This is a genomic window from Flavobacterium sp. (genome assembly GCF_043779715.1).
In the GTDB taxonomy this organism is placed as follows: domain Bacteria; phylum Bacteroidota; class Bacteroidia; order Flavobacteriales; family Flavobacteriaceae; genus Flavobacterium.
The window spans coordinates 1-7,881 of record NZ_JAYWDT010000124.1 but is presented as its reverse complement, the minus strand read 5'-3'; the positions used below and the strand labels follow the sequence as shown (position 1 = coordinate 7,881).

Genomic DNA, 7,881 nt, shown 5'->3' with positions numbered 1-7,881 from the left:
TTTTTTATATCGTATTTATTTAAAATTTTCCTAACAAATCATTTTTAAGATCTTCATCGACAGGATTGTTAGAAAGCCAAATTCCGAAAAAAGCTTTTTTGAATTCAAATCCAGGAATTTTTCCTTCTAATTTATTATTTTTATAAACCCAAATCGATGTGTCGATAGGATTATAAATAAGATTGAAAGCATCATCTTTTTTAGTATCTTCAGTGCTTAACAATGATTCTAATAACGTTATTTGAGATTCAAATTGTTTCATGTTCTCTTTACCAACAGATTTTTCCATACCATTGTTTAAAGATTTAGTCAGTTTTTTTGAAGAAACTAAGTTTGAAAGAATTTGAATTCTAATACCCATTTCCGTGTCATTATCTAATATGTATTGTGCCTCTTGCGACAAACTTGAAAGATATAATGCTTGCACATAAACATCGACCCACATTTTAGATCTAGTTCCGAAGCCGTTTAATTGTAGTGTTTTATTTTGAAATTCTATCGTTCTTGGTACAATTACACCTTCAGTTTCGAACTGATTTTGTGCTGTAGCAACGTTAGGTTGAATAAATAAAAATAGAATAAAGAAAGGCAAAATGAAATTTTTCATGATTTTTTAAGTAGGGATTAATTTTGATGCAAATTTAAAAAAAATATGACAGTTTGCAAGACATAACTTCTGTTAAAAAAAGATTAATAATTATAAATTTCCCCTGAGCTATGATTGTGTTTTGCTCCTGTAACACTTGACAAAACATTAATTTCGTTGCGAAGTTTCAGAACTCCAAGTAAAGCGAAAATTAAGGCTTCTTTAAACTCGATTGTTTTAGTATCTGGAATTACAATTTTCATTTCTGGTAAAAAAAATTGTATTTTTTCTATTAAAAAATCGTTGTAAGCTCCTCCTCCTGTGATAAATAAACTACCAGATTTTTTAGGTAATGCTAAAGCAATTTGTATGGCAATATGTTCGGTAAACGTTCGCAGTTTATCCTCAATAGTTATTGAATATTTTTCGATGATTGGCAAAATTATTGTTTTTACAAATTCAAATCCAAGAGATTTTGGGTAGCTTTTCTTATAAAAATCTAGCTCATTCAATTCTGAGAATAAGTCGTTAGAAACATTTCCTGAACGAGAAATTTTTCCTTTATCATCATAATCTAATCCTAATTTATTGGCATAAAAATTCAAAACTGTATTTACCGCCGAAATATCGAAAGCAATTCTATTTCCATTTTCATTGAAAGAAACGTTTGAAAATCCGCCAAGATTTAAACAATAATCGTATTCTGAAAATAGAATTTGATCACCAATAGGAACTAATGGAGCTCCTTGTCCTCCAAGATTTACGTCTTGAACTCTAAAATCGCAAACTACTTTTTGGTTTATTAATTGAGCAATTCTTGGAAGGTTTCCTATTTGCAAAGTAAATCCGTTTTGTGGTTGATGCAAAATAGTGTGTCCGTGAGAACAAACTGCATCGAGATTTTCGATTTTATTGGTTTTAATAAAATTAGAAATAATCTCGGCTAATAATATTGTATAATCTTCGTTTAGTTTTTTTAAATCTAAATCAGAAAAATCGACAGCCTCTTTAAGTCGGTCTATCCATAATTCCGAATAACTAATGGTTTTATTTTCATGTATTTGAAAACTCCATTTTCCGTTTTTTTCAAAAAAATTAATATGCGCCAAGTCGACTCCATCAAGTGAAGTTCCTGACATTACTCCCAAAACATTATAGTGGTGCTTAAACATGGGTTAAAATTAAGAAAACCTTTTGAAAAATTCATATTTATCAACTATATTTGAAAACTTTTAAAAGATTTACAAATAAAATACTGATATAAAAAATGGACTTTAATTTAAGCGAAGAACAGTTAATGATTCAACAAGCAGCAAGAGATTTTGCTGTAGCAGAGTTATTACCAGGAGTTATAGAACGTGATGAACACTCAAAATTTCCAACCGAACAAGTCAAAAAAATGGCTGAACTTGGATTTTTGGGAATGATGGTCGATCCTAAATACGGAGGTTCAGGATTGGATAGCGTTTCGTACGTTTTGGCCATGACGGAACTATCTAAAATTGATGCTTCGGCAGCAGTAGTTATGTCTGTAAACAACTCATTAGTTTGCGCTGGATTAGAGAAATATTGCAACGAAGAGCAAAAAATGAAATACTTAGTTCCTCTTGCAAAAGGAGAAGTAATAGGTGCTTTTTGTTTATCTGAGCCAGAAGCAGGATCTGATGCGACTTCGCAAAAAACGACTGCAATAGACAAAGGTGATCATTACCTACTAAATGGTACAAAAAACTGGATTACAAACGGAGGAACTGCTTCTACTTATATTGTAATTGCACAAACTGACGTTGAAAAAGGTCATAAAGGTATCAATGCTTTTATTGTCGAAAAAGGTTGGGCTGGTTTTGCAGTTGGTCCTAAAGAAAAGAAAATGGGAATTCGTGGTTCTGATACGCATTCATTAATGTTTACCGATGTAAAAGTTCCTAAAGAAAATAGGATTGGTGAAGATGGATTTGGTTTCAACTTTGCAATGGCGGTGCTTAACGGAGGAAGAATTGGAATTGCATCTCAAGCGTTGGGAATTGCAACTGGCGCATACGAACTAGCATTGAAGTATGCACAAGAACGTGTAGCTTTCAAAAAACCAATTTTTCAGCACCAAGCTATCGCATTTAAACTAGCTGATATGGCAACCCAAATTATGGCTGCCAAAATGTTAGTACTTAAAGCTGCTACCGAAAAAGATGCTGGTCTAGATATTTCGCAATCAGGTGCAATGGCAAAACTTTTTGCTTCCGAAACTGCAATGAATACTACGATCGAAGCAGTACAAATACACGGTGGAAACGGTTATGTGAGCGAATACCATGTAGAACGTATGATGCGTGATGCTAAGATTACTCAAATTTATGAAGGAACTTCAGAGATTCAGAGAATTGTAATTTCTAGAACTTTAGTAAAATAATATACGTTTTTTTATAAATATAAAATCCCATTTTGAATTTTCAAAACGGGATTTTTTTATTTTGTATCGTTTATAAACTCGATTACAGTGGTATTGAAAACCAAAGGTTGCTCGACATTTACAACATGTCCACATTGTTCTATTACAAATAATTTGGAGGATTTATAGTGCTTTTCGACCACTTTACGAACCGATGGTAAGAACATATAATCTTCTTCTCCCATGATATAAAGTGTAGGAATGTTCACCTCAACTTGGCGAAACCATTTAAGTACTGGATTTATTTCGGCAGTAAGCTTGAACCAACGAATGAATTCTTTCTGATATAGTTTTTTAGCTTCATTTATAAATAACAAACGAGATTGCTTGTGATTTTTATTTGGCATAATGACAAAAGCAAAAAATTTGTATAATACTAAATAGGGGAGCACATATTTGAACATATTTCCCAAACGCATCAAAATTTGAGAACGGAAGTTCATTTTGAGAATAGCACCACCCAAAATCATACTTTTTATACGTTCTGGATGCATTTCCGCTAATTGTCTAATCACAATTGTTCCTAAAGAGATGCCTACAAAATGTGAGGTTTCAATCTTAAGATGGTCAATAACTTCTAGAACATCGTTTGCAATCGATTTGAAAGTATATTTATTGTGAAAAGCTTTTTTTATTTGCTGACTTGAGCTTCCGTGACCACGCAAATCTAACAATAAAACATTATAATGCTTCTGAAAATCACGAATTTGCTTAAACCATATAGACGAACTTCCTCCAGCGCCGTGCACGAATGTCACCCACTGATTACTGTCTTTGTTTTCGTAAATAGAATAGTTTATCAATTTCTAAAATTTGAGTAAAGATAATAGATGAAAAAGAATAGGCAAGAAATTTACGTTAAATCTTGCTGTGTAATATTTTGAAATATTCAAAAGCCTTCAGTAATCTGCTTCCGTACCAAGAAAACATTTCGCCATCTACAAAAACAGTTTTGGCATGATGTGTAAATCTCCCTATTTCAAAAGCATCTTCTTCTTTAAAAGGAAATGGTTCCGAAGAAAGAAAAACCAAATCAGGATCTCCATCTAAACGTATTTTTTTGAGTTCTATTTCTGGATAACGTCCCGAAGTTTCAGGATTATTACCATAAATGTTTTCGAAGTTATTCAGCTTCAGTAACTCATTTATAAAATTGTCTGAACCAGCAACCATATAAGGGTTTTTCCAGATAAAATAAGCAACTTTTTGTCCTGAAGTTTCGGGAGGCTTGTCTTTTATAAATTTTTTAAATTCGGTTAATGCAAAACCTAATTTATCATTTATTTTTTGTGATTCAGTACGACAATTGAAGAGCTGACCAAAGTCTGAAATCATCTGAAAATTATCTTCAATAGTGATAATATTAGTTATCCAAACTGGGCAAATTTCTCTTAATTCTTCGACTATTTCTAACGTATTTTCTTCTTTATTGCAAATGATAATATCAGGATTTAAAGCTCTAATTTTATCATAATTCACTTTTTTTGTGCCGCCAACAATTTTCTTTGTCGACTTGAGATGATACGGATGCACACAAAATTTTGTGATTCCAACAATGTGTTCTTCTAAACCCAAATCATACAATAATTCGGTTTGAGAAGGTACAAGGGAAACAATTCGCTTGTGAGTTGTTTCAAAAGTGTGGTGATTGCCTAATTGATCAATAAAAGTTTTCAATTTAATTTTTCTTTATTTTAAACCCATCAGGATACATTAGCGTTAGAAAAGCAGCAATTAAAAGGAAGTTGAATTCAACGCCGTTTCTTCCACCACCTACAACATACCAGCCATCGGGTAAATGAACCATAAAAATGCCTATAATTAATATTAAAATGGTAATTATTGAAACTGGTTTGATGTATTTATTCAGTAGCAATAAAATAGCTGTTGCTACATGAGACAATTTGATTAACCAAGCTATTAACACCCCAAAAGGCGCAAAACCAATGGTATTTAAATATAAATTCCCAAAATCATTTACTCCGTTATTGAACACTCCAGGCATACTATGCATTATGAATATGACTGCCAACGCAATTCTTAAAATAAATGAATTTCCCATAATTAAGCTTGATTTATTATTGATTCCATTTCTTGTTGCATTTTTAGTGCTTCTGCTCTTGCTTTTTCGGCAAAATCAGTTCCATTGGAAGCATAAATAATTCCTCGAGAAGAATTTATGAGCAACCCAATATTGGGACTCATTCCGTATTTGCAAACTTCGGATAAACTTCCGCCTTGTGCGCCAACTCCAGGAACTAATAAGAAACTATCAGGGACAATTTTTCTAATTTCGGTAAAATATTCCGCTTTGGTAGCGCCAACAACATACATTAAGTTTTGTGCATTTTTCCAAGTTTTTGAAGTTTCTAAAACCTGTTTGTATAATTCATTAGCTCCGCTCGGTTCGGCCTCGCCTCGGGTTCCATTTGTTTCCAAAGTTTGAAAATCGAAAGCACCTTCGTTAGATGTTAAGGCCAACATAATAGCATGTTTGTCATTAAAAGCTAAAAAAGGTTCTACCGAATCTTTGCCCATATACGGCGCCACGGTAACGGAATCGAAATTTAAATCTTCAAAAAATGCTTTGGCATACATTGATGAAGTATTTCCGATATCTCCACGTTTTGCATCGGCAATAGTGAAGATTTCTGGATGCTTTTCATTAATATAATTGATTGTCTTTTGTAACGATTGCCAACCTTTTATACCGTAAGCTTCATAAAAAGCGGTATTGGGTTTGTAGGAAACGCACAAATCATGTGTGGCATCGATAATGGCTTTATTGAATTCGAAAATAGGATCTTCTAGTTCGAGTAAATGTTGTGGGATTTTAGTTAAATCGACATCTAAACCTATACAAAGAAAGGATTTTTTAGTTCGAATTTGGTCAATTAGTTGTTGTGTTGTCATTTTGTTTTGTTGTGATGCAAATTTATAAAAAAAATCCCCCGAAAAGTATTCGGAGGATTTTTAAAATTTTACTTTTTATTACTTTTTAAAAAATATCAGATTCTTTTAATTTTTCCATATTATTCACCAACTGTAGTTCGTCAACAAATTTTTGAATTTTTCCATTCATAACACCATCCATATCAAAAACATCTAACCCGATTCTGTGATCCGTTACACGCCCTTGAGAATAATTATAAGTACGAATTTTTGCAGAACGGTCACCAGAGCTTACTTGCGAAGTACGTTTTGTAGCGTCTTCAGCTTGTTTTTTTGCTAATTCTTGTTCGTACAAACGAGAACGTAAAACGCCTAATGCCTTATCTTTATTTTTGTGTTGTGATTTTTGATCTTGACATTGAGCCACTAATCCTGATGGAATATGTGTTAATCTAACCGCAGATTTTGTAGTATTTACAGATTGTCCGCCTGGTCCAGAAGAACAGAAAAAATCAACACGAACATCATTCATATCAATCTGAACATCAAACTCTTCTGCTTCTGGTAAAACCATAACGGTTGCAGCCGATGTGTGTACACGACCTTGTGTTTCCGTTTGTGGCACACGTTGTACACGATGCACACCTGCTTCAAACTTCAAAGTTCCGTAAACATCTTCTCCTGTAACTTCAAAAATCACCTCTTTAAATCCTCCCGAAGTACCTTCATTCATATCTACAACCGAAGTTCTCCAGCCTCTGTTTTCGCAATATTTAGTATACATACGGAATAAATCACCAGCAAAAATACTAGCTTCATCTCCACCAGTTCCAGCACGAACTTCGACCATAACATTTTTTGCATCTTCAGGATCTTTAGGAATCAATAAAAATTTTATTTCTTCCTCGAGTTCTGGCAATCTTTCTTTAGCTTCGTCGAGTTGCATCTTTGCCATTTCGGTCATGTCTGCGTCGCTTCCATCGGCAATTATTTCGTTGGCCTCGGCAATATTTGCCATCAAAATCACGTATTCGTCGCGTTTTTCAGCAAGCGCTTTTAGTCCTTTATATTCTTGATTAAGTGCAACATATCTTTTTTGGTCGGCAATGACATCTGGCTGAATAATCAAATCAGATATCTCGTCAAATTTTTGCTTTATTATTTGTAATCTGTCTAACATTTTCTTTTCCTTATATTTGGAGTGCAAAATTACAAAAAAGATTGCAGATTGTAAATTTTAAATTTTAGATTTTTTATTAAGAGCTTTTTCCAGCTATCCGTTTCAATCTTTTTTCGGAGAAAAACCTCAAAAAAGGATTTTTACTTCTATCTGGGCTAGAATCAGTATTATTTTATAGCTTTACATTTTAATCAAATTCAAACAATCATGAAAAAAGTATTTTCAATACTAATCCTAACTTTAGTATTTACGGCTTGTAAAAACGAAACTAAAGAAACAAGTAAAGCATACGAACAACTAGATAAAGCAAATTGGCTTTTAGGCGAGTGGGGAAATACTACAAAAGAAAGTGATTTTACAGAAAACTGGACAAAAAAATCCGACAGTACTTTTGTAGGTGTAAGTTATGTTCTTGTAGCTAATGATACCGTTTTTTACGAAACCGTTGTTTTAGAACAAAAAAATGACAGTTTGTTTTATACAGTTTCGGTGAAAGATCAGAATAAAGAAAAACCAGTTTCGTTTTATCTTACAATATCTTCTAAAAATGAATTGGTTTTTGAAAACCCAAAACACGATTTTCCAAATAAAATTATTTACACAAAAGTAGCAAAAGACAGTTTGGTTGCTGAAATTTCAGGAATTCAAAACGGAAAAGAGGCCAAAGAAGCTTTTCCTATGAAGAGAAAATAGAATATTTCTAGTTGTATTTTTCATAAAATCAGATATTTAAAATTATTATTTATATTTAGTCTAAATAAACTTTGAAAATTGAAA

9 protein-coding genes are annotated in these 7,881 nt (G+C 32.6%); 2 read left to right on the top strand and 7 right to left on the bottom strand.

Translation table 11 applies throughout. The features are described 5' to 3' along the window. Nucleotides 1-19: 19 nt before the first annotated feature. Together ACH2BG_RS06355 and ACH2BG_RS06350 are read right to left on the bottom strand one after the other, a co-directional pair. Nucleotides 20-607 (bottom strand): chalcone isomerase family protein, encoded by a 588-nt coding sequence (locus ACH2BG_RS06355; RefSeq protein WP_395046873.1) that lies wholly within the window; start codon nt 605-607, stop codon nt 20-22. Between the two features lie 83 nt (nt 608-690). Continuing rightward, entirely contained in the window at nt 691-1,758 is a 1,068-nt protein-coding gene (locus ACH2BG_RS06350; protein ID WP_395046872.1) for an anhydro-N-acetylmuramic acid kinase, read from the bottom strand. Nucleotides 1,759-1,853: 95 nt separating this feature from the next. Here ACH2BG_RS06350 and ACH2BG_RS06345 point away from each other — a divergent pair, with 95 nt between their 5' ends. Continuing rightward, a complete protein-coding gene (locus ACH2BG_RS06345) occupies nt 1,854-2,993 on the top strand; it encodes an acyl-CoA dehydrogenase (RefSeq protein ID WP_091473765.1) in 1,140 nt (379 codons plus the stop codon). A gap of 56 nt (nt 2,994-3,049) precedes the next feature. Here ACH2BG_RS06345 and ACH2BG_RS06340 read toward each other — a convergent pair whose 3' ends face one another. The 5 genes from ACH2BG_RS06340 to prfA all read right to left on the bottom strand — a co-directional run bounded on the left by ACH2BG_RS06340 (nt 3,050) and on the right by prfA (nt 7,104). Further along, nucleotides 3,050-3,835 (bottom strand): alpha/beta fold hydrolase, encoded by a 786-nt coding sequence (locus tag ACH2BG_RS06340; protein WP_395046871.1) that lies wholly within the window; start codon nt 3,833-3,835, stop codon nt 3,050-3,052. 55 nt (nt 3,836-3,890) lie between these two features. Further along, the gene (locus ACH2BG_RS06335; RefSeq protein ID WP_395046870.1) at nt 3,891-4,709 is read right to left on the bottom strand and encodes an ABC transporter substrate-binding protein; all 819 of its coding nucleotides are present in this window, start codon (nt 4,707-4,709) and stop codon (nt 3,891-3,893) included. Nucleotide 4,710: 1 nt separating this feature from the next. After that, nucleotides 4,711-5,094 (bottom strand): DoxX family protein, encoded by a 384-nt coding sequence (locus tag ACH2BG_RS06330; protein ID WP_395046869.1) that lies wholly within the window; start codon nt 5,092-5,094, stop codon nt 4,711-4,713. A gap of 2 nt (nt 5,095-5,096) precedes the next feature. Next, nucleotides 5,097-5,945 carry an orotidine-5'-phosphate decarboxylase gene (pyrF, locus tag ACH2BG_RS06325; protein ID WP_395046868.1) on the bottom strand — a complete coding sequence of 283 codons (849 nt, stop codon included), beginning with the start codon at nt 5,943-5,945 and terminating at the stop codon, nt 5,097-5,099. An 85-nt stretch (nt 5,946-6,030) separates the two neighbouring features. Continuing rightward, nucleotides 6,031-7,104: a peptide chain release factor 1 gene (gene prfA, locus ACH2BG_RS06320; RefSeq protein ID WP_395046867.1), complete on the bottom strand. Its 1,074-nt coding sequence runs from the start codon at nt 7,102-7,104 to the stop codon at nt 6,031-6,033. Between the two features lie 207 nt (nt 7,105-7,311). Here prfA and ACH2BG_RS06315 point away from each other — a divergent pair, with 207 nt between their 5' ends. Continuing rightward, nucleotides 7,312-7,797: a DUF6265 family protein gene (locus tag ACH2BG_RS06315; protein WP_395046866.1), complete on the top strand. Its 486-nt coding sequence runs from the start codon at nt 7,312-7,314 to the stop codon at nt 7,795-7,797. Nucleotides 7,798-7,881: the final 84 nt, after the last annotated feature.